General features: G+C 70.0%; 18 protein-coding genes and 1 pseudogene. 10 read left to right on the top strand and 9 right to left on the bottom strand.

The window, feature by feature from the left end; genetic code table 11:
- Window positions 1-301: 301 nt before the first annotated feature.
- Window positions 302-2,713, top strand: a complete 2,412-nt coding sequence (locus tag CP978_RS25620; protein ID WP_043444681.1) for a plasma-membrane proton-efflux P-type ATPase — start codon at window positions 302-304, stop codon at window positions 2,711-2,713.
- Here the strand turns inward: CP978_RS25620 and CP978_RS25615 are convergent.
- The 4 genes from CP978_RS25615 to CP978_RS25600 are packed head-to-tail and all read right to left on the bottom strand — an operon-like array spanning window position 2,703 to window position 6,605.
- Window positions 2,703-3,950, bottom strand: coding sequence for an FAD-dependent oxidoreductase (locus tag CP978_RS25615; protein ID WP_043444679.1), 1,248 nt, complete (start codon window positions 3,948-3,950; stop codon window positions 2,703-2,705). The two genes, CP978_RS25620 and CP978_RS25615, sit on opposite strands and share 11 nt — an antisense overlap.
- A 26-nt stretch (window positions 3,951-3,976) precedes the next feature.
- The gene (locus CP978_RS25610; protein ID WP_043444677.1) at window positions 3,977-4,609 is read right to left on the bottom strand and encodes a maleylpyruvate isomerase family mycothiol-dependent enzyme; all 633 of its coding nucleotides are present in this window, start codon (window positions 4,607-4,609) and stop codon (window positions 3,977-3,979) included.
- Entirely contained in the window at window positions 4,606-5,433 is an 828-nt protein-coding gene (locus CP978_RS25605) for a fumarylacetoacetate hydrolase family protein (protein ID WP_043444675.1), read from the bottom strand. Before CP978_RS25605 ends, CP978_RS25610 begins: the two co-directional genes overlap by 4 nt.
- A gap of 2 nt (window positions 5,434-5,435) precedes the next feature.
- Window positions 5,436-6,605: a cupin domain-containing protein gene (locus CP978_RS25600; RefSeq protein WP_052454277.1), complete on the bottom strand. Its 1,170-nt coding sequence runs from the start codon at window positions 6,603-6,605 to the stop codon at window positions 5,436-5,438.
- Window positions 6,606-6,674: 69 nt separating this feature from the next.
- Between CP978_RS25600 and CP978_RS25595 the strand changes: the two genes are divergently transcribed.
- On the top strand, window positions 6,675-7,451 hold the full coding sequence (locus CP978_RS25595) for an IclR family transcriptional regulator (protein WP_043444673.1): 777 nt from the start codon (window positions 6,675-6,677) through the stop codon (window positions 7,449-7,451).
- A gap of 53 nt (window positions 7,452-7,504) precedes the next feature.
- Here CP978_RS25595 and CP978_RS25590 read toward each other — a convergent pair whose 3' ends face one another.
- Window positions 7,505-8,155, bottom strand: a complete 651-nt coding sequence (locus tag CP978_RS25590) for a TetR/AcrR family transcriptional regulator (RefSeq protein WP_227745444.1) — start codon at window positions 8,153-8,155, stop codon at window positions 7,505-7,507.
- A 185-nt stretch (window positions 8,156-8,340) separates the two neighbouring features.
- Here CP978_RS25590 and CP978_RS25585 point away from each other — a divergent pair, with 185 nt between their 5' ends.
- The 7 genes from CP978_RS25585 (at window position 8,341) to CP978_RS25555 (ending at window position 15,797) form a co-directional block, all read left to right on the top strand.
- The gene (locus tag CP978_RS25585) at window positions 8,341-9,888 is read left to right on the top strand and encodes a bifunctional 3-(3-hydroxy-phenyl)propionate/3-hydroxycinnamic acid hydroxylase (protein ID WP_043444669.1); all 1,548 of its coding nucleotides are present in this window, start codon (window positions 8,341-8,343) and stop codon (window positions 9,886-9,888) included.
- A 36-nt stretch (window positions 9,889-9,924) separates the two neighbouring features.
- Complete coding sequence (locus tag CP978_RS25580; RefSeq protein ID WP_052454276.1) at window positions 9,925-10,893, top strand: VOC family protein; 969 nt, start codon at window positions 9,925-9,927, stop codon at window positions 10,891-10,893.
- Window positions 10,893-11,750: an alpha/beta fold hydrolase gene (locus CP978_RS25575; protein ID WP_043444667.1), complete on the top strand. Its 858-nt coding sequence runs from the start codon at window positions 10,893-10,895 to the stop codon at window positions 11,748-11,750. Before CP978_RS25580 ends, CP978_RS25575 begins: the two co-directional genes overlap by 1 nt.
- On the top strand, window positions 11,743-12,552 hold the full coding sequence (locus CP978_RS25570; RefSeq protein ID WP_043444665.1) for a 2-keto-4-pentenoate hydratase: 810 nt from the start codon (window positions 11,743-11,745) through the stop codon (window positions 12,550-12,552). Before CP978_RS25575 ends, CP978_RS25570 begins: the two co-directional genes overlap by 8 nt.
- Complete coding sequence (locus tag CP978_RS25565) at window positions 12,549-13,532, top strand: acetaldehyde dehydrogenase (acetylating) (protein ID WP_043444663.1); 984 nt, start codon at window positions 12,549-12,551, stop codon at window positions 13,530-13,532. Before CP978_RS25570 ends, CP978_RS25565 begins: the two co-directional genes overlap by 4 nt.
- Window positions 13,529-14,548 carry a 4-hydroxy-2-oxovalerate aldolase gene (gene dmpG / locus CP978_RS25560; protein WP_043444661.1) on the top strand — a complete coding sequence of 340 codons (1,020 nt, stop codon included), beginning with the start codon at window positions 13,529-13,531 and terminating at the stop codon, window positions 14,546-14,548. Before CP978_RS25565 ends, dmpG begins: the two co-directional genes overlap by 4 nt.
- 100 nt (window positions 14,549-14,648) lie before the next feature.
- A complete protein-coding gene (locus CP978_RS25555; protein WP_052454275.1) occupies window positions 14,649-15,797 on the top strand; it encodes an MBL fold metallo-hydrolase in 1,149 nt (382 codons plus the stop codon).
- A gap of 156 nt (window positions 15,798-15,953) precedes the next feature.
- Here CP978_RS25555 and CP978_RS34985 read toward each other — a convergent pair whose 3' ends face one another.
- From CP978_RS34985 to repSA, 4 genes and pseudogenes are all read right to left on the bottom strand, one after another.
- On the bottom strand, window positions 15,954-16,109 hold the full coding sequence (locus CP978_RS34985; protein WP_158508347.1) for a hypothetical protein: 156 nt from the start codon (window positions 16,107-16,109) through the stop codon (window positions 15,954-15,956).
- A gap of 42 nt (window positions 16,110-16,151) precedes the next feature.
- Window positions 16,152-16,577 carry a hypothetical protein gene (locus CP978_RS25550; protein ID WP_052454274.1) on the bottom strand — a complete coding sequence of 142 codons (426 nt, stop codon included), beginning with the start codon at window positions 16,575-16,577 and terminating at the stop codon, window positions 16,152-16,154.
- A 370-nt stretch (window positions 16,578-16,947) separates the two neighbouring features.
- Entirely contained in the window at window positions 16,948-18,147 is a 1,200-nt protein-coding gene (locus tag CP978_RS35805; protein ID WP_227745443.1) for a hypothetical protein, read from the bottom strand.
- Window positions 18,148-18,202: 55 nt separating this feature from the next.
- Window positions 18,203-18,904, bottom strand: a pseudogene (gene repSA / locus CP978_RS25535) (replication initiator protein RepSA); the annotation flags it as partial.
- Between the two features lie 634 nt (window positions 18,905-19,538).
- Here repSA and CP978_RS25530 point away from each other — a divergent pair.
- Window positions 19,539-19,886, top strand: coding sequence for a hypothetical protein (locus CP978_RS25530; RefSeq protein WP_144401489.1), 348 nt, complete (start codon window positions 19,539-19,541; stop codon window positions 19,884-19,886).
- Window positions 19,887-19,922: the final 36 nt, after the last annotated feature.

The following is a 19,922-nucleotide window of genomic DNA, read 5'->3' as shown; positions in this document are numbered from 1 at the left end:
GCACCGCCAGGGCGACCGTCTGCCGCACGGTTGCGATCACCTGGTGGCGGGCGTTACCTGGCAGGTGGCTGGCACGGCGGGGCGTCGCCGAGCCGGAATGGGTCGCACCGTGTTCAGCGGGGGCCAGGTTCGGTACTCCGGGCGGACGCCGATCAAAGAGCGTGCTCGGTCCCTGCTGTCGTCAGGACGCTGCCACCCGGACCAGAGACGGCCGGTGGAAGAGAGGTTCGGATTGCCTGGATCTGCGGCTGGGAGCGATGATCGCGCCGCGACACGCGGGAACAGGAACCAAGGGCACGCGGTGTGCGATCAGCGCACCGCGGACGACCGGCAGGCGGACGTGCGCGGGAGCGCCGATGCGGGACTGGAATCCGCGCAGGCGAAGGCGCGGCGGGAACGTTACGGACCCAATGTCATCGAGGAGGAGGAACGCAGCGTCGTCCTGGAGCTGCTGTCGCACTTCTGGGGTCCGATTCCATGGATGATCGAGGCCGCTCTGGCGTTGACGGCGGCGACCGGCCGGTGGGCGGACTTCGCGATCATTCTGGCGTTGCTGCTCCTCAACGGGGTCGTGGGGTTCTGGGAGGAGCACCAGGCGCAGAACGCGATCGCCGCGCTCAAGGAGCGGTTGGCCAAGGTGGCGCAGGTCAAGCGGGACGGGGCGTGGACGACGGTGGCGGCCTCCGAGCTGGTTCCCGGGGATCTGGTGCGGGTCGGCCGTGGGGATGTGGTGCCCGCGGACGGGACGGTGGTGGAGGGCGAGGGTGAGGCGGACGAGTCGGCGCTGACCGGGGAATCGCTGCCGGTGACCAAGGGTCCCGGCGACGACGTGTACTCGGGGTCGGCGGTGTCGCGGGGCGGGCCGGTGGTGCGTGTGCTGGCCACGGGCGCGGACACGGAGTTCGGTCGCACCGCCCGGCTGGCGGGACGGGCGGCACCGGTGAGTCACTTCCAGCGCGCGGTCATCCGCATCGGAAGGTATCTGAGTCTTCTCGCACTCGGACTGGTGGCCGTGATCATCGCGGTGTCGCTGCTGCGCGGGAGCGGCGTGAGTCGCACGCTGGAGTTCGCGCTGGTGGTGGTCATCGCCTCCGTTCCGGTGGCGCTGCCTGCTGTGCTGTCGGTGACGATGGCCGTCGGAGCCCGGTACCTGGCCAAACGGGAGGCGGTGGTCAGCCATCTGCCGGCGGTGGAGGAGATGGCCGGCGTCGATGTGCTGTGCGCCGACAAGACCGGCACGATCACCCGCAACGAGCTGGCGGTCGCCGACGTCGTCGTACTCGAGCAGGGGATGGACGAGGCGCGGGTGCTCCGGCAGGCGGCCCTCACCGCGGACCGGGGTGGCGGTGACCCCGTCGACGAGGCGATCCTCCAGGCGTGCGACACCGACCGGCCGGCGGGCTGGGAGGTCACCGGCTTCACACCGTTCGACTCCGCCCGCAAGTTCGCCCGGGCCGAGGTGCGGGGCCCGGGACCGGAACGAGCCGTGGCGAAGGGAGCGGTGCAGGCGATCCTCGGCCTCGCACAGGCCGACGGCTCGGTCGCACAGCGCGTGCAGGAGGTGACGCGTTCCTTCGCGAGCCGGGGTTTCCGCGCCATGGCCGTTGCCTGTGCCGACGGCGGCGGATGGCGCGTGACCGGGATGCTGGGGCTGCAGGATCCGCCGCGCGAGGATTCCCGCGCGACGCTGCAGGAAGCCGGACGGCTGGGCGTGCAGGTCAGGATGGTGACCGGTGACCGGGTGGAGATCGCCCGGGAGATCTGCGGACGGGTGGGCCTGGGCACCGATGTGCTGGACGCCGGGCGGATGGAACAGCTCGAGGGGGCGGATCTCGCGCACGCCGTGGAGCAGGCCGACGGATTCGCCCAGGTGGTGCCCGAGGACAAGTACCGCATCGTGAAAGCCCTGCAGGAACACGGCCATATCGTCGGCATGACCGGGGACGGCGTGAACGACGCCCCCGCCCTGCACCGCGCGGACGCCGGAATCGCGGTCAGCGGCGCCACCGACGCGGCCCGCGCGGCCTCCGACATCGTCTTCCTGGCCCCCGGCCTGTCGACGATCGTCGAAGCCGTCCACCGTTCCCGTGAAGTGTTCCGGCGGATGAAGAACTACGCGATCTACCGGATCACCGAGACGATCCGCGTCGTACTCTTCGTCACCGCCACGATCGTGGTGTTCGCGTTCTTCCCGGTCACACCCATCCAAGTGGTGCTGCTGGCCATCCTCAACGACGCGGCCATCCTGTCCATCGCCTACGACCGGGTACGGCCCTCCGCGAAGCCGGAACGCTGGGACCTGACCGAGGTGACCGCGATCGCCGCCGTACTGGGCCTGGCCGGTCTGGTCTCGACGTTCGCTCTGGTGTGGATGACGCACCTGCCACTCGGTCTCGCGGACGTCCAGGTGCGGACCCTGATCTACCTCAAGCTGTCCGTCAGCGGGCACCTGACCGTTTTCCTGGCCCGCACCAGCGGCCCGTTCTGGTCCTACCGTCCGTCCTGGATCCTGCTCACGGCCGTGATCGGCACCCAGATCCTCGCCACCGCGATCGCCCTCACCGGCTTTCTGATGCAGCCCATCGGCTGGAGCCTGGTCGGGCTCGCCTGGGGCTGGGCCTTCGCGGAGTTCCTGCTCCTCGACCCGCTCAAGCTGCTCGCCTACCGCGTTCTGGAACGGCACGGCAGGGCGGCCGGAACCGTCAGCGCCTGACCATTCCGCCCACCTCCCCGTCCGCCGAGGTCAGCGGGATCGGCGTGAACATGGGTGGCTCCTGGTCCGGTGTCAGCGCGGTCGGGCCGTACAGCCAGTCGACGAACGAGTAGTCGTGGGTGTCGCGGGCGCGCAGCAGTGCGTTGCGCTGCTCGCGGTGGGCGCCGTCGAGGTGCCACAGCTCGCCCCAGGTGCGGGAGGTGCTCAGCACGCGGCGGCAGTGCTCCGGGCGGACCGCCTGGTAGGCGGCGAGGGCGGCGTCCCAGTCGACCGTGCCGTCGGCGGCCCGGTTGCGGGCGACGTGCTCGCCCAGCACCCAGCCGTCCTCGATCGCCATGATCGCGCCCTGGGCGATGTACTGCAGCGGCGGGTGCGCGGAGTCGCCGAGCAGTGCGATCCGGCCGTGGACCCAGTTCATGATCGGGTCGCGGTCGAACATCCGCCACCACTTGTCCCGCCACATGAACGGCAGGCCGTCCCGGACGAAGTCGCAGGTCTCGGCGAAGGCGGCGTCCAGCTCGTCGGGCGTGCCCCAGTCCTCCTGCCCGGCCAGCGCCTTGGGCGACTCGAAGACGGCGACCTGGTTGAGCAGCTCGCCGCCGCGCAGGCCGTAGTGCACGAAGTGGCAGGAGGGACCGACGTACACCACGACCTCGGCAAGGTCGACGGACCGCACCCGCGGCAGTTCGGCGGGCACGGTGCCGCGGTAGGCGACGTACGCCGAGGAGACGGGCTGGTCGTCGACGAGCAGCTTGCGGGCGAGGGAGTGCAGCCCGTCGGCCGCGATCACCACACCGGCCTCGTGGGTCTCGCCGGAGGCGAGGGTCACGCGGGCGCCGTCGTCGGTGTTCTCGTACGAGGTCACCTGGGCGTCGGTGATCAGCTCGACGCCGGCGCGTTCGCACGCGCGCAGCAGCAGACCGTGCAGGTCGCTGCGGTGGATGACCAGGTACGGGTAGCCGTAGCGCTGCTCCAGATGACGCAGGTCGAGCCGGGTCAGCTCGGTGCCGTCGACGGCGTCGCGCATCACCATGGAGTCCGGGACGACGCCGAGGCTCTTGGCCTCCTCGAGCAGGCCGTAGTCGTCGAGGATGCGGGTGCAGTTGGGTGCGAGCTGGATGCCGGCGCCGACCTCGCCGAAGGCCGGGGCGCGTTCCAGCAGGCGGACGCTCTGGCCCCGGCGGGTCAGCGACAACGCGACGCCGAGGCCGCCGAGGCCCCCGCCGACGACGATCACATCAGGTTGGGACATGACTCGACTCCTCAGAGCCACGGGCCGAGCTCGGGGGCGTCGGCGAGCGAGTGCGGGCGACCGGTCAGCCAGGCCGCGACCTCCGGCAATGGCCCGTAGGGCAGGTCGGCCGGTCCGCGCTTGTCGCGGATCTCGTCGACCAGTGCGGTCAGGAAGCCGTCCGGCAGGTCGGCGAAGGCGGTGCCGACGGCGAAGTCGACGGCGTGGACGCACACCTCGCGGGCGCGCATCCACAACAGCTCGGTGGCGGGGACCGTACGGCCCTGGGCGGTGACGACCTGGTGCTGCCACTGCTCGTCGGTGAGTCCGTCGAGTCCCTCGGCGAGCCGGTGCGCGGAGGCGGTCAGCCAGGACCGCAGCTCCTCGGCCGACAGGGCCGGGCCCCTGGCGATGCCGGCGGCGCGCTCCTCGGCGGAGGCGTACATCGGCGTCTCCTCGCCGGTGGCCGCCCAGTGCACCAGGTGGCACAGGGCGTCGGCGTTCGCGGCGACATGTGCGGCGAGATGCTTGCGGGTCCATCCGGGAAGCGCGCTGTCGGCCGAGAAGCCGGCCTCGTCGAGGTCCGCGACGGCGGCGAGCACCAACTCGGTGCCCGTGCCGGCCCAGGCGCGCGCGTCGGCGAGGGTCCGTACGGCGTCCGTCATGCCCCGACCACCCTGTTGGTGCAGGCGCCCAGACCCGAGATCTCGGTGACCACGGTGTCGCCGGGGAGCAGGAAGACCTTCGGGTCGCGGGCGTTGCCCACACCGGCCGGGGTGCCGGTGGCGATGATGTCGCCGGGGCGCAGGGTGATGACGGTGGAGATGTACCGCACCAGGAACACCGGGTCGAACAGCAGCGTGCCGGTGTCGTCCTGCTGCATGACCTGCCCGTCGACGACCGTCTTCACCTCGAGCGAGGGGCGGACGCCGCCGACCTCGTCGGGGGTGACGACATAGGGGCCGACCGGGGTGGAGGCCTCCCAGATCTTGCCCTGGGTCCACTCGACGGTGCGGAACTGCCAGTCGCGCACCGAGATGTCGTTCATGACGGTGAAGCCGGCGATGGCGTCGGCGGCCTGCTGCTCGTCGGCGCGGCGCACCGCCGTGCCGATCACGACCGCCAGCTCGACCTCCCAGTCGAGCGCGTCGGTCTCGGCCGGCTTGACGATGTCGTCGCCGGCGCCGAGCAGGGTGTCGGCGAACTTGGGGAAGAGGGTCGGATAGTTCGGCAGTTCCCGGCCCATCTCCTTGATGTGGTCGGTGTAGTTGTGCCCGACACAGATGATCTTGGAGGGGTGGGGCACGACCGGCGCGAAGTCGGCGCCCTCGACCGGGTAGGTGGTGCCGGACGCGGCGGCGGCCGTGGCCCGCCAGTCGGCCTCGGCGAACAGTTCACCCAGGTCGGCGTACCCGAGGTCGACCAGAAGGTCGCCGTCGAGACGGACCGCCCTGGTGCCGTCGGGGGTGCGGATGGTGGCGAGCTTCATCGTCAGGCGTCCTTCTGGCTGCGGTCGGTGCGGTGGAGGTCGAGCGCCTCGAAGACGGGCGCGTCGGAGAAGCGGAACAGGTCGAGGGCTCCCGCGTCCGAGTCGGTCGTGCCGGCCTCGGACCTGGCGGCGAACGGCTCCCAGGACGGGACGACGAAGAGGTCGCCGCGGGTCACCGTCCAGGACGTGTCGCCGACGGTCACCACACCGGAGCCGTCGAAGACCTGGTAGACCGACGAACCGGTCTCGCGCACCGGCGCGGTCTCGGCGCCGCGGGCGATGCGGTGGAACTCGGCGCGGACGGTCGGCAGGACGTCGGAACCGTCGTGCGGGTTGGAGTAGCGCACCGCGGCGTGGCCCGGCTCCAGGGTGCCGCCGAAGCCCTCCTTCTCCAGCAGGAGTTGGTCGCGGAGAGCGGCGTCGGTGTACTCCCACTTGTACGACAGCAACGGGCTGCCCGGCGTGTGCGGGGCGGCCGAGAGCGGGCGCAGGCCGGGGTGGCCCCACAGGCGCTCGGAGCGCGACCGCTCCGGAGTGATCCGCTCGGCGTCGCTGATCTCGTCGCGGCCGAACTCGAAGAACTGCGCCTCGGTGACGTACTGGAAGGGGATGTCAAGACCGTCGATCCACGCCATCGGCTCGGAGGTCGCGTTGTGGTGGGCGTGCCAGTTCCAGCCCGCCTGCGGGAGGAAGTCACCGCGGTTCATCGGCACCGGGTCGCCGCCGACGACCGTCCACACGCCCGAGCCCTCGACGACGAAGCGGAAGGCGTGCTGGGTGTGCCGGTGCTCCGGGGCGTCCTCACCGGGCATCAGATACTGGATGGCCGCCCACAGCGTCGGGGTGGCGAAGGGCCGGCCGGCGAGGGAGGGGTTGGCCAGCGCGATGGCCCGGCGCTCGCCTCCGCGGCCGACGGGAACCAGGTCGCCGGCCCGGTCCGCCAGCCGCCGCAGCCGCTCCCAGCGCCACAGGTGCGGCACGGCGCGCGAGCGCGGGTGGGCCGGCATCAGGTCGCCGATCTCGGTCCACAGCGGGACGAGCAGTTCCTGTTCGAAGCCCCGGTACAGCTCTTCGAGCGCCGGGGTGACCTCGGGCTGCCCCTCCGCGGCGACGGCCTGGAGCCGGACCGGGGAACCCGTGGCGGTGTCTTGGGCGATGGAGGTCTCAGTCACGGCATCAGCGTGCGCGGCGTCTGGTGCGAGAACATGGATATTCTGGAGAGCAGAATCAGGGGACATGCCATGGACAAGCCGCTGAAGACACCGCCGCCCTATCCGATCGCCAGCGTGGACCATGCGCTGCGGGCGGCGACCATCCTGCAGATGGAGGGCGGCGCCACCGTCTCGCAGATCGCCGAGCGCCTGGGCGTCGCCCGGTCCACCGCCCACCGGATCCTGGCGATGCTGGTCTACCGGGACTTCGCCGTGCAGGACGAGGACCGCCTCTACCGCGCGGGACCGGTACTGGAACTCGCCGCGCACTCCCAGTCACTGGTCTCGCGGCTGCGCACGGCTGCCCTGCCCCATCTGCACCGGGTCGTCGACCTGCTCGACGAGACCGCGAACCTCACGGTGCGCACCGGGGACACGGCCCGGTTCATCGCCAGTGTCGAGTGCCGGCAGGCCCTGCGGGTGGGCTCGCGGGAGGGCATGGTGTTCCCGGCGCACCGCACCACGGGGGGACTGCTCCTGCTCGCCGGCCTCTCCGACGAGGAACTGGACGAGGTGTACGCCGCCGAGCGCTACCGTGACCGCCCGGCCGACCGACCGGACCTCGCCCGCCTGCGCGCGGAGCTGAAAAAGCTGCGGCGCAACGGGTTCGCCGTCAACAAGGAACGCTCCGAGCGGGGTCTGATCGCCGTCGGCGTACCGGTGCGCGACCGGGACGGCACCGCGCTGGCCGGCCTCTCCGTCTCGATGCCCGGCGTGCGCTACGACCCGCACCGCCTCCAGTCCCTGGTCACGGCCCTGAGCGCCGCGGCACGCGCCCTGGAGGACGATCTGGCCGAGCAGCACTGATCCGCCGTCTCCTCGGGTGACGGGCCGGCACCCGCGAGACGTTCGGCCCGCCGTCAGGGGCGCAGGCCCGCGGCCATGGACTCGCCGAGGGCTGCGACCGCGTCGGTGAGCAGGTCCATCGCCTCGGCCATCGAGCGGGAGGGGTCGGCCTGCCAGGCGACGAAGGCCCCGTCGAAGCCCGCGATGGCGAAGTAGTCCAGCCGGTCGGCCACGGTCTGTGCGATCTCCGGGCCGTACTCGGCGAACGAGTCGGCGATCATATGGTTCATATGCGCGCGGCCGTCCCGCCGCACCCGTTCGATGATCCGCTCGACCTCCGCGGCCTCCGCCGCCTCGGCGTTCATCACCAGGATCAGGTGCAGCCGCAGGAAGTCCGGGTTGGCCAGGAAGACCTCCCCGGTGCGCCGGAGGTACCAGCCCAGCCGCTCCCGTGCGCTCCCCTCGCGCGGGGGATGCTGCTGCGCCCGGGCCATGTGCTGGAAGAACGCATAGGCACCGTGCTCCATCACCGCGGAGAGCAGTCCGCCCTTGGAGCGGAAGTGGTGGTAGACCGCGCTCTTGGGCAGCCCCGACTCCCGGCTGAGCTCCGACAGCGTGGTGGCCGCGTATCCGCGTTCGGCCATCAGGCGTGACGCGACCTCGAGGATCTCCTCCCGGGAGCGCCGCCCCCTGCGGTTGCCGGTGTTGTCGCGCCTGGGTTCCACGCGCTGAAGCATACCCGCGCGCATTCGCCCGGAGCCTAAGCCCCGTGAGCCGATATGGGCGCTGATTCTGCTGTGCGGAATCCGTGATGCACCCTCTTGACCGGCTTTTTCGGCCGTGTGACAGTCCCCGCTATTGGACTGAACGACCGGTCCAAAACTTTGGGACGACCGGCAAGGAGGCCGCCATGCCCCAGAACTTCGACGCGGACGTCGCCGTCATCGGCTACGGCCCCACGGGCGTCGTCGGTGCTCTGACCCTCGCTCAGCAGGGCGCGCGAGTGATCGCCTTCGAGCGGGACAAGGAGATCTATCCGCGGGCGCGGGCGGTCACGGTCAACGACTGGACCATGCGGATCTTCCAGAGCCTGGGCATCGGCGAGCGCATCGAGAAGGTGATCGACCCGCAGCGTGCGCTGCGCTGGGTGACGTACGACGGGCACGAGGTGATGCGCATCGAGCATCCGCCGTCGGCGCTCGGGGCGAGGGCGCGCTTCTACAACATCTACCAACCGGTCATGGAGTCCGAGCTGCGGTCCTGCGCGCAGGACCGGCAGGACCTGATCTCGGTGCGCTACGGCGCCGAGGTGACCGAGATCGAGCAGGACGGCTCCGGGGTCACGGTCACCACCACCGACACGGCCACCGGGGAGGTCCGCCGGTACCGGACCCGGTACGCGATCGCCGCGGACGGCGGCAGCAGCAGGACCCGGCAGCGGCTGGGCATCCAGCTGCTCGGCGACACCAACGAGGTCTCCTGGGTGGTCATCGACTGCCGGGTCAAGCGCTGGTGGCCCGACCGCGACTTCCTCACCTTCTGGACGGACCAGGAGCGGCCGGTCGTCGACATCGCGCTGTCGGCAGGCAACCACCGCTGGGAGATCCCGCTCAAGCCGCACGAGACCGAGGCCGACTTCCCCACCGCCACCGAGGTGTGGCCCCTGCTCAAGGCGCTGGGCGTGAGCGAGGACGACGTCGAGATCCACCAGCACGCCTTCTACCGGCACCATGTACGGATGGCGCGGACCTGGCGCTCCGGCCGGGTCTTCCTGGCCGGCGATGCCGCCCATCTGATGCCGCCGTGGGCGGGCGCCGGAATGCAGACCGGGATGCGGGACGCCCACAACCTGGGCTGGAAGCTCGGCCGGGTGCTGGCCGGAAAGCTGCCCGAGTCCTGGCTCGACACCTATGAGGCCGAGCGCCGTCCGAACGCGGCCTTCTACACCGGGCTCGCGGTGCAGCTCGGCCGGGTGATCAAGCAGGAGATCTCCGACGAGGAGCGGGCCGCCCTGTCCGCGCCACCGCCCGACGGACTCGTCACCCCCTTCGAGCCGCCGCTGATCGCGTCGCCGGTGCTGGAGGCCGGCTGGCTGCGCGGCCCGCTCGGCGACGCCAGCATCGTCGGCCGGATGGTGCCGCAGCCGGTGGTCGGCGACACCGTCGGCCGGATGGCGCCGCTGGACGAACTGCTCGGCGACACCTTCGTACTCCTGGGCGACGACATCGATCCCTCGACCCTGCTGACCGAGGAGGAACGCCGGCAGTGGGACGCGCTCGGCGCCCGCTATCGCGCGGTCCGCCCGCAGAACGCCTACACCCAGGGGCCCGACGAACTCGTCGACCTGGACGGTGTGCTCGGCTCCTGGCTGCGCCGGTACGGGGTGCGCGCGGTGGCCCTGCGCCCCGACCGCTTCGTGGCCGCCGCCGACACCAGCGGGCTCGCCGTCCCCGCCTGACCGCCCGTCCACCCACCTTTCGAGGAGAGATCTGCCATGAGCGGAGTCAAGGAACTCGCGTACGTCGTCTACGAGGTCGGCGATCTCGCCGACTGGGAGCACTTCGCTGTCGAGCTGCTCGGCATGCAGCTCGGTGAGCGCGGCGAGGACCGGTTCACCCTGCGCCTGGACGAGAAGGCGCACCGCTGGATCGTCACCCGGGGGCCGGCCGACGACCTGGTCGTCAGTGGGTACGAGGTCGAGAGCGACGCCGAACTCGACGCGCTGGTCGAGCGGTTGCGGGCCGCGGGCCTCCAGGTCGACGAGGGGGACGCGGCGCTCGCCGCGGACCGCCGGGTGGAGCGGATCTTCGCCACCACCGACCCCATGGGCAACCGCGTCGAACTGGTCACCGGCCTGGCCGACGCCCGCACCCCGTTCGCCTCCGGCACGCTGCTCGGCGAGTTCGTCACCGGAGCCGGCGGCGCCGGGCACCAGGTGCTGATGGCCCACGGGGTGAGCCGTGAGGAGTACCTCGGCTTCTACCGCGACCTGCTGGGCTTCAGGATCAGCGACATCATCGTCGAGGAGCTGGCCCCCGGCATCGTCGCGGACCTGATCTTCCTGCACTGCAACGGCCGCCACCACACCGTCGCGTTCGGCGACATGCCCTCCCCCAAGCGCACCCACCACTTCATGGTCGAGGTCACCGACATCCGGGACGTGGGCCTGGCCTACGACCGCTGTATGGACGCCGAGCAGCCGTTCGAGATGACGCTGGGGATGCACCCCAACGACCACATGTTCAGCTTCTACGTCTTCACCCCCTCCGGCTTCTCCGTCGAATACGGCTGGGGCGGACTCATCATCGACGACGCCACCTGGCAGGTGCGCACCCTCGACCGGCTGCACAGCTGGGGCCACCGCCCGCCGGGGGTGGTGGCCGAGCTGCTGGCCGCGGCACCGTCCCCGCCGGAAACCGAGGGAAACGAAGGAACCGAAGGAACCGAAGGAGGCGAGGGCTGATGGCACTCGACAAGGAACAGAGCGCGCGCACGGTCAAGACACGCGACTGGTCGCTGCGCTACTACGAGGCGGGCTCCGGCCATCCGCTGGTGATGCTGCACGGCAGCGGCCCGGGGGCGACCGGCTGGAGCAACTTCCGCGGCAACATCGAGGCGCTCGCCGAGCACTTCCATGTGTACGCCGTCGACATGCCCGGCTGGGGCGAGTCGGACCCGGCCACGGTCGACCGACTCGACCACGTCGACGCCGCGATCCAGTTCCTCGACGCACTGGGCATCTCCCGGGCCGCGTTCGTGGGGAACTCGATGGGCGGCCAGACCTCGCTGCGGCTGGCCACCGAACACCCCGGGCGGATCAGCCACCTGGTGACCATGGGACCGCCGGTGGGGCGGATGCCCAGCCTGTTCGGGGCCGGTGACGGGCCCTCCGAGGGGCTGAAGGTCCTCATCGAGGCCTACCAGGACCCCAGCGCGGAGAACATGCGCCGACTGGTCGAGATCATGTGCTACGACAAGGCGCGCTTCGCCACTCCGGAGCTGTGCGAGGCCCGTTCTCAGGCGGCCCTCGCCCGGCCCGAGCACCTGGCCAACTATGTGGCGGGTCTGCCGCACGGGGCGCCGCTGCCGCGCTGGGTGGACCCGGCCCGGCTGCCCGACATCGCGGTGCCCACCCTGCTCATCCATGGCCGCGACGACCGGGTGGTCTCCTTCGAGAGCTCCTTGTTCCTGCTGGCGAACATCCCCGACTCCCGGCTGGTCGTGCTCAACCGCTGCGGGCACTGGGCGATGATCGAGCACGCCGAGGAGTTCAACCGGCTGGTCATCGACTTCGTCCGGGGGAATTCCGGCGATGACTGACACCAGGCAGGTACCGGGGGGTGTCGCGGAGGCGGCCGCCCGGCTGCTGGAGGCCGCCGCCACCCGCGTTCCGTGCGCGCCGGTACGAGATCTGATCGGCACCGCCGACATCGGTGCCGCGTACGCCGTGCAGCAGCGGATCACGGCGGCGTGCTCGGCCCGCGGCGCACGCGTCGTGGGCCACAAGATCGGGCTGACCTCGCCCGCCGTGCAGCGCCAACTCGGCGTGGACCAGCCCGACTTCGGGGTGCTCCTTGACGACATGGGATACGCGGACGGCGACACCGTGCCGTATGCGTCCGTGCTCCAGCCCCGGGTCGAGGCCGAGATCGCGTTCGTGCTGGGCGCGGACCTCGCCGAAGGTCCGCTGGACATGGCCCGGGTGCGAGCCGCGGTCGATCACGCCGTCGCCGCCCTGGAGATCTGCGGCAGCCGTATCGCGGGCTGGGACATCACCCTGTCCGACACGGTCGCCGACAACGCCTCCGCGGGCGCCTTCGTGCTCGGCCGGGAGCGCCGCGGCCTCGCCGAGTTCGAACCGCGGACGGCCGTGATGGAGATGTCCGTCGACGGCCGGACCGTGTCCGAGGGCACCGGTGCGGACTGTCTGGGCGACCCGCTCGCCGCGCTGCTCTGGCTGGCCCGCACCGCACGTGACCTGGGCGATCCGCTGCGCGCCGGCCATGTGGTGCTCTCCGGCGCGCTCGGCCCGATGAGCCCGCTCACCCCGGGCACACAGATCACCGCGACGATCGGCGGGCTGGGCACGGTCACCGCCGCCATCGGGGAAGGAACGATATGACAACGCGTGCAGACGGTGCGCCACGCACCAAGGTCGCGATCATCGGCTCGGGCAACATCGGTACCGATCTCATGATCAAGGTGCTGCGCACCGCCCGGCACCTGGAGATGGGCGCCCTGGTCGGCATCGATCCGGCGTCCGACGGTCTGGCGCGCGCCAGGCGTCTGGGCGTGGCCACCACGCACGAGGGCGTGGACGGGCTGATCGCCCTGCCCGGCTTCGACGAGATCGGCATCGTCTTCGACGCCACCTCGGCGGGGGCCCACCGGGCCAACGCGGCGAAGCTGACACCGCTGGGCAAGCGGCTGATCGATCTGACCCCGGCGGCGATCGGCCCGTACGTCGTCCCGGCGGTCAACATGGAGGAGCACCTGGACGCTCCCAACGTGAACATGGTCACCTGCGGCGGCCAGGCCACCATCCCGGTGGTCGCCGCGATCTCCCGGGTGGTCCCGGTCCGCTACGCGGAGATCGTCGCCTCGATCGCCTCCAGGTCGGCCGGTCCCGGCACCCGCGCCAATATCGACGAGTTCACCGAGACCACGTCCCGGGCGCTCGTCGAGGTGGGCGGCGCGGACCGCGGCAAGGCGATCATCATCCTCAACCCGGCCGAGCCTCCGCTGATCATGCGGGACACCGTGCTTTGCCTGGTGAACGCGCCCGACACCACCCGGCACGCCGCGATCCAGGAGAGCGTCGCCGCGATGGTGGCCGAGGTGGCGGCCTATGTCCCCGGCTACCGGCTGAAGCAGCAGGTGCAGATCACCCCGGTTCCCGGGGACCAGCCGGTACAGACCCTGCTGACCGAGGGCACGGCCGGCCGGCCGACCCACCAGGTGTCCGTGTTCCTGGAGGTCGAGGGCGCGGCCCACTACCTCCCGGCCTACGCGGGCAACCTCGACATCATGACCTCGGCCGCCCTCAGGGTGGCCGAGCGGATCGCGGCCCGTGCGGCCGGTGCCTGCGAGGTGACGGCATGAGCAGCAACATCTTCGTCCAGGACGTGACCCTGCGGGACGGGATGCACGCCGTCCGGCACCGGATCACCCCGGCGGACGTGCAACGGATCGTACGGGCACTGGACGCCGCCGGAGTCGACGCCATCGAGGTCGCCCACGGCGACGGGCTGGCGGGCGGCTCGCTCACCTACGGCCCCGGCTCCCACACCGACTGGGCGTGGATCGAGGCGGCGGCCTCGGTGCTGGAGCGGGCACGGCTCACCACCCTGCTGCTGCCCGGCGTGGGCACCGTCCACGATCTGAAGACCGCCTACGACCTGGGGGTGCGCTCGGTCCGGGTGGCCACCCACTGCACCGAGGCGGACATCTCCGCGCAGCACATCGCCGCGGCCCGCGAACTGGGCATGGACGTGTCCGGCTTCCTGATGCTCTCCCACCGCGCCGAACCGGCCCGACTCGCCGAGCAGGCCCGGCTGATGGAGTCCTACGGCGCGCACTGCGTCTATGTCACCGACTCCGGCGGCCGACTCACCATGAAGGACGTCGCCGACCGGGTCCGGGCCTACCGCGACGTCCTGGACGACGCCACCGAGATCGGCATCCACGCCCATGAGAACCTCTCGCTGTCGGTGGCCAACAGCATCGTCGCCGTGGAGCACGGGGTGCGCCGCGTCGACGCCTCCCTGGCGGGCCACGGCGCGGGCGCGGGCAACTGCCCCCTGGAGGCGTTCATCGCGGTGGCGAACCTCTCCGGCATCCAGCACGGTTGCGACCTGTTCCAGTTGCAGGACGCCGCCGACGACCTGGTCCGCCCGCTCCAGGACCGCCCGGTCCGCGTGGACCGCGAGACCCTCACCCTGGGCTACGCCGGCGTCTATTCCTCCTTCCTGCGCCACGCGGAGATCGCCTCCGACCGCTACGGCGTCGACGTCCGCGCCCTTCTGCTGGAGTGCGGCCGGCGGGGCCTGGTCGGCGGCCAGGAGGACATGATCGTCGACGTGGCCCTCACCCTGGCGGACCGCCGCACGACGAGCTGACCGGGCAGGTGGCGACCGGTCCAAATCTCTGTGCCGACGCTGTCCGCGCCCGGCACACCACGCCCGAAACAAACGCCCAGAACAACCAAGGAGGCCCAGTATGTGCCTGTCGTGCGGACCTATTGAGGGCGCCGAGGGCGCCGAGGATCGCTCCGCGATCGGGCGGCGCGGTCTGCTGACGGCCGTGGGAGGAGCGGGACTCGCGCTGGGGCTGGCCGCCTGCGGATCGCCGGGCACGCCCGCGACCGCAACCCCCGCACGTCCCGTCGCGGACAAGCGGAAGGCAAAGCTCCAGGTGGTGCTGCTCGGGACCCAGGCCGGGCCGCCACCGACACCGGATCGCGCCGGGATCTCCACGGCGTTGCTGGTCGACGGCCACATCTATCTGATCGACTGTGGCCGCTCCTCGGTCACCCAGTTCGCCAGGGCGGGCCTCGACTTCTCCGCGATCCGGTCGATCTTCCTCACCCACCTGCACATCGACCATATCGCCGACTACTACAACTACATCGTCCTGGGCGGAGCCCCGGTCGACGGCGGGCTGGGCAGCCGCGGCCCGGTCCAGGTCTACGGACCGGGACCTGCGGGCGGGCTGCCCCCGAAGTTCGGCGGCGGCACAGCACCGGTGGTGGCCCCCTCGTCCCCGACGCCGGGCACACGTGCACTGACACAGAACTGGACCGACGCGGTCGCCTACTCCAACAATGTCTTCCTACGCGACTCCGGCATCACCGATCCGACCACACTGCTGGACGTCCGGGAGATCGGACTCCCGGACGTCGGGGCCGACTTCACGAACACCGCCCCCACGATGCGACCGTTTCCGGTGATGAGCGACGACAAGGTGAAGGTCAGCGCCGTTCTCGTGCCGCACGGCCCGGTGTTCCCCTCCTTCGCGTTCCGCTTCGACACCGAGTACGGATCGGTCACCTTCTCCGGCGACACCGCCCGCACCCCCAACATCCCCGCCCTCGCCAGGAACACCGACCTGCTCGTACACGAAGCGATCAACCTGCAGGGCGCCAAGCTCCCACCCGCCCTGCACAACCACATGCTGGAATCGCATGTCGAGGTGCAGAAAGTGGGCGCCATAGCCCACGAATCCGGTGCGAAGCGCCTCGTTCTCAGCCACCTCGTCGACTTCGCCCGCGACTCCCTCGACGCACGACAATGGCAACACTGGGCCGAACAGGGCTACGACCGCGATGTCGTCATCGGCGCCGACCTGCAACGCCTCACTGTGCAGTAGGAGTTACCGGTTCAGGAGCCCATGGCCACCGATGGCGTACCGCTCCGTCCAGCCCGGCGCGGGGACGGCGGTGACCCGGCCCATTGCTGTTGACGGCACGGGCTCCGGCGGTGATGTGCTGCGCGGCGAGCAGGCCGGCCTCGTCCCAGGCCGACGTCACGCTGAGCGCGTCACCGAAGGCCCGGACCAGTTCGCGACCGGCGGCATCGTAGGTGAATCGACCGGCCGGCCGCCGGTGGTCAGCCGTGCCCCGTCGAAGTCGGTCTCGGAGACGATGTTGCCGACCGCGTCGTACTCGTACGTCGGCGACACCGGTGAATCCTCTGAGCAGGGTGCGGCGCGAGAAATCGGTGTTCAAGAGAGCACCCCAGAAGTTCTTCTGACTCGCTTGCGCAGGTATACGGAGGTGCCGACCAAGACGGAGGCGGCACCCGCCAGCAGGCATACGAACACGGTGACCGACATCGAGACGTACTCCACGGTCGACCCGTCGGAGTACACGCAGGCGTTTCGAAGAGGCCAGTACTGTTGCTTGATGACCGCCAAGTCGGCGCCGACGTCGTTCCGGCTCGTGCACAGTTCGGGGAAAGGTCCTCCCATGTTGACGGAGAACCAGCCGTAGCAGTACACCGCCACCGCCGAGGAAGCCAGGATCAGGGCGACAAGCGCGTAAGTTCTGGGCCCGGGCAGCGGCGGGTGGCTCAGCAGGATGAGGACCACCACCACGCCCACCGCCGCAGTGACCAAACTTGCAACCAGCAACGCGCCCATCAGGAACATGCGACACCTACCTCGCTGAAACGCGTCAGGTGGCCCGTTCCTACCAGGGAGCCTCAGCCTGGCACTCGCCCGTAACGCCCACGCCGCACATCATGCACACCATCCAAACCCGCAGGTCAGGAACCCTTCGCGGCCGGTTCGAGGATGGCGACGCACTCCACATGATGCGTCATCGGAAAGATATCGGCCTGGATGAGTCACGAGAAGGCCCAGGTCAGAGGCGGTTTATCCGCTCGCTGTCCCGCGTGCGGGCGCCCAGAGCGTCAAACGAGCGTCACGACCAACAAGCCATCCCCGTTCTTCAGACAGATGGGGCTGCCACGGCCAGCTCGCCAGCACGAGCTCGCTGCCACTCACTCCGGACGCATCATCATGGCCCCTCACCACTGCCCCGATTGCCACAATGAGGTATATATCCCGCCAGCCCACAACAGTCCACCCCCGCGCGAAGCGAACTGTCGGGCGACGCCGCCGACGACCCCGCGCTGTACCGGGAGAAGTTCCGGCGTCGTCTGCCGGAATCGCTGGACGACCTGCCCGGTCCGACCCAAGGGGTCGTGGGCCTACCGCTGCACCTGGCCTGGTCCGGGATGACCTCATACAAGCTCGGCAAGTACCGCCAGCGAATGGGCCTGTACCACACCGGCCTACACGAGGGTTTGCGCGACAACCTGTCCCAGTACCTCAACCACGGTTTACTACTCCAGCTGTGGCCGGTACCGCGCACCCTGCTCGGCCGTACCGTGCGCATCGTTCGGGAGGACTCCGTCCCCAGCTCGCCTCCCGCAGCCGGGCAGCCTCGTGATGGAGATGCCGGAGCTGCACTCACTGCTCCTGGCAGATGTGGTTGCGTTCGGTTCCCGTACCGCGGACGAGAGCGACGTGGTATACCTGCAGCCACGCTGGCCGTGGCCGTAGGGGAGAGGGTTGTCCCGCAGGATGCGCCGCCCGCATCGCGTGCTTCATGGCGACGTTCAGGATCCGCCGATGCCGCTTGCGTGACCATGCGGCGGCCTGCCTGCCGTCGAGGCGTGTCGAGGGCTCGTAAGACCTCCTCGACCTTGTCCGGGTCCTCCCAGGCCGAGACGGGAAGCGAGTTCCGCTCCACCCACCTGAGGATGTTCTCCACGTCGCGGGGAGCCGCACCGCGCCGGTTCGTGTTGAACGCCCATTCGCGCAGGGCAGTACGCGCCGCGGCTGGTTCAAACTGAGCGGGCTTGACGCGCAGGAGCGCCACGGTGGTCGCGGTCAGGGTCTTGGCGAGGTTCTTCCGGCTGTTGCCGGCGAGTTGGGTCCAGCGCGCGTCCACGTACTCGACGGCGAACTTGTACCAGCTCATCGCGGCCGACTTGGAGCGATGCGATACCGGCAGTCCGGTCGCGATGACGAACGCCTCACCCTTGCCGACCGCCGTGATGAGTTCGAAGCGGAAGTCCTCGGCGAGCGCGACCGTGTCGAACGGCTCACGCCAGCGCTTGCCCGCCACCACCCTGCGCACCGTGTAGGTGGACTTCCGGGCACCCTTGTACGTGAGGATCTTGTAGATCTTGACCTCGTACGTCGTCTCCATCAGGCGGCGTCCTCACGGTCGTCGAGCCAGTGTTCGAGGTCGCTCCGCCGGATCCTTCGGAGTCGTCGCCGAAGGCCTTGACCGGGCGGACGTCGAGCTGTCGACCCCATCGGAACGTCCTGGTCGGCTGGTCATCGGCTGCCGGGACCGAGACGGACGTGTACGAGTGCGCCGCGGCAGCGCGCATCGCATCCGTGAGGAGGTCGACCGTGGCCCAGGCGGGCGGCGGTATCCCGGGACCGTCCGGGCGGTCGAGGCGTACGACGGCGTGGAAGTGCAGGGCCCCGCGTTTCTGGAATTCGGCGACCTTGCCGTACGAGACGCGGAGGTGTTCGGCGAGTTCTCAGTGAGGAAGGCCAGCGCGGGCGGCGAGTTCACGGCGGAGTCGCGTGGTGAAGCGTTACCAGAGCTGTCCGGCGTGGTTGTTGAACAGCACAGCGCCCGCATAGTCGCAGGTGTCCGAGTCGAGAGCGGTGCCCAACTCTGGAGCGTCGGAGGCGTGCCGGGTGCCGCAGCGGCAGGTGCCGTGGTCGGGGCGGTTGTGGACCGGGCCGAACGAGGTGGCGGTGAGGGTGAAGACGCGCGGGTGATCGCGGACGGCGGCGGGGATGTCGCGGCGGTCGTCTCCGGCGAGGCCGGCGCGGATCAGGTGGTAGGTGTCGCCCGCGTAGGTCCAGGCGCAAGCCGGGCAGCGGGAGGCGCGGCGGTTGTCGCAGACGAGGCGAAGGCGTCCGCCCGGCTCGTTCGAACGGCGCACCGAAGCGTTCGCTTTCCGCCATTTCGAGCGTCATTCCCGGCCGTTCACCCGCCCAGCACTGCCATCATGGTTACGCTAGCCGCTGCGGCAGCAGTGATCATCTGCTGCCACCTGGGGTATCGGCTGGCAGGGCACCCACCCGCAATACCACTTAGCCTGAGCGGAGTTGATAATTGAGTGCGAGGCGCATCTTCCGGATGCCCCAAGGCGCTCAGTTGGTGGTGCCCGGCACAAAAGCTCCAGTTGCCAGGCGGCACCCTGACTGACCTCGCTGCGGCCGGCTCGCCCACTTAACCCGGGCGATTAAGCGGAAACCGAAGAAAGTCCAGCGCCGGTGTTATCTGATCGACGGCCACCTCCGGCCGACAGGCCTGATCATGGAATGCGACGGGACCAGATCACCGAGCCCAATGAGTTCAACCCCCTGAGCAACCGGAGCAGAACGTCGCCTTCTATGCGGTGCCGTTGCAAGATCCACAAGTTGATGAGATCATGATCATGACAAGCCCGTGAAGGCCTCTCATTAAACCTTCACAGCCAACAATTGATGACGGATCAGCATGGTTGGGGTCGCAGCGGGGCAACGCTACGACCCCACCCCCGTCATCGGTCTGCACATCAGGAGGAGACAGTGATGACGGAGCACACTCAGCCCGCAAGGCGAGTAAGGAACACCATAGCGCGCGTCGCCGCGCTCACGGGCGCGGCGGTCGCTGCGGTCGCCCTGTCCGCGCCGTCTGCGATGGCGAGCGGAACGAGTGCCACACTCAACGGTTGCTACTCCACCTGGGGGAGTACCGGATCGGTGGGTCACTGCGTCAACGTGTCGAAGTACGGCCAGTACAAGAACCGCGGCGTGTGCACCTTCGGCAATGAGGACTCACTCTGGACGGTCTTCCGGATCGGGGAGTCGAACCAGAAGTGGGGCGGAGTCGAATGCACGTTCAATATCGAAAAGTCTTACATCATGTACACGGCTTGAGGTATCTCGACAGACAGGGGTGATGTGACCGGGTGC

The organism is Streptomyces nodosus, from assembly GCF_008704995.1.
GTDB lineage: Bacteria > Actinomycetota > Actinomycetes > Streptomycetales > Streptomycetaceae > Streptomyces > Streptomyces nodosus.
The sequence above is the reverse complement of the archived record's forward strand: the minus strand, read 5'-3'. Positions and strand labels throughout refer to the sequence as shown.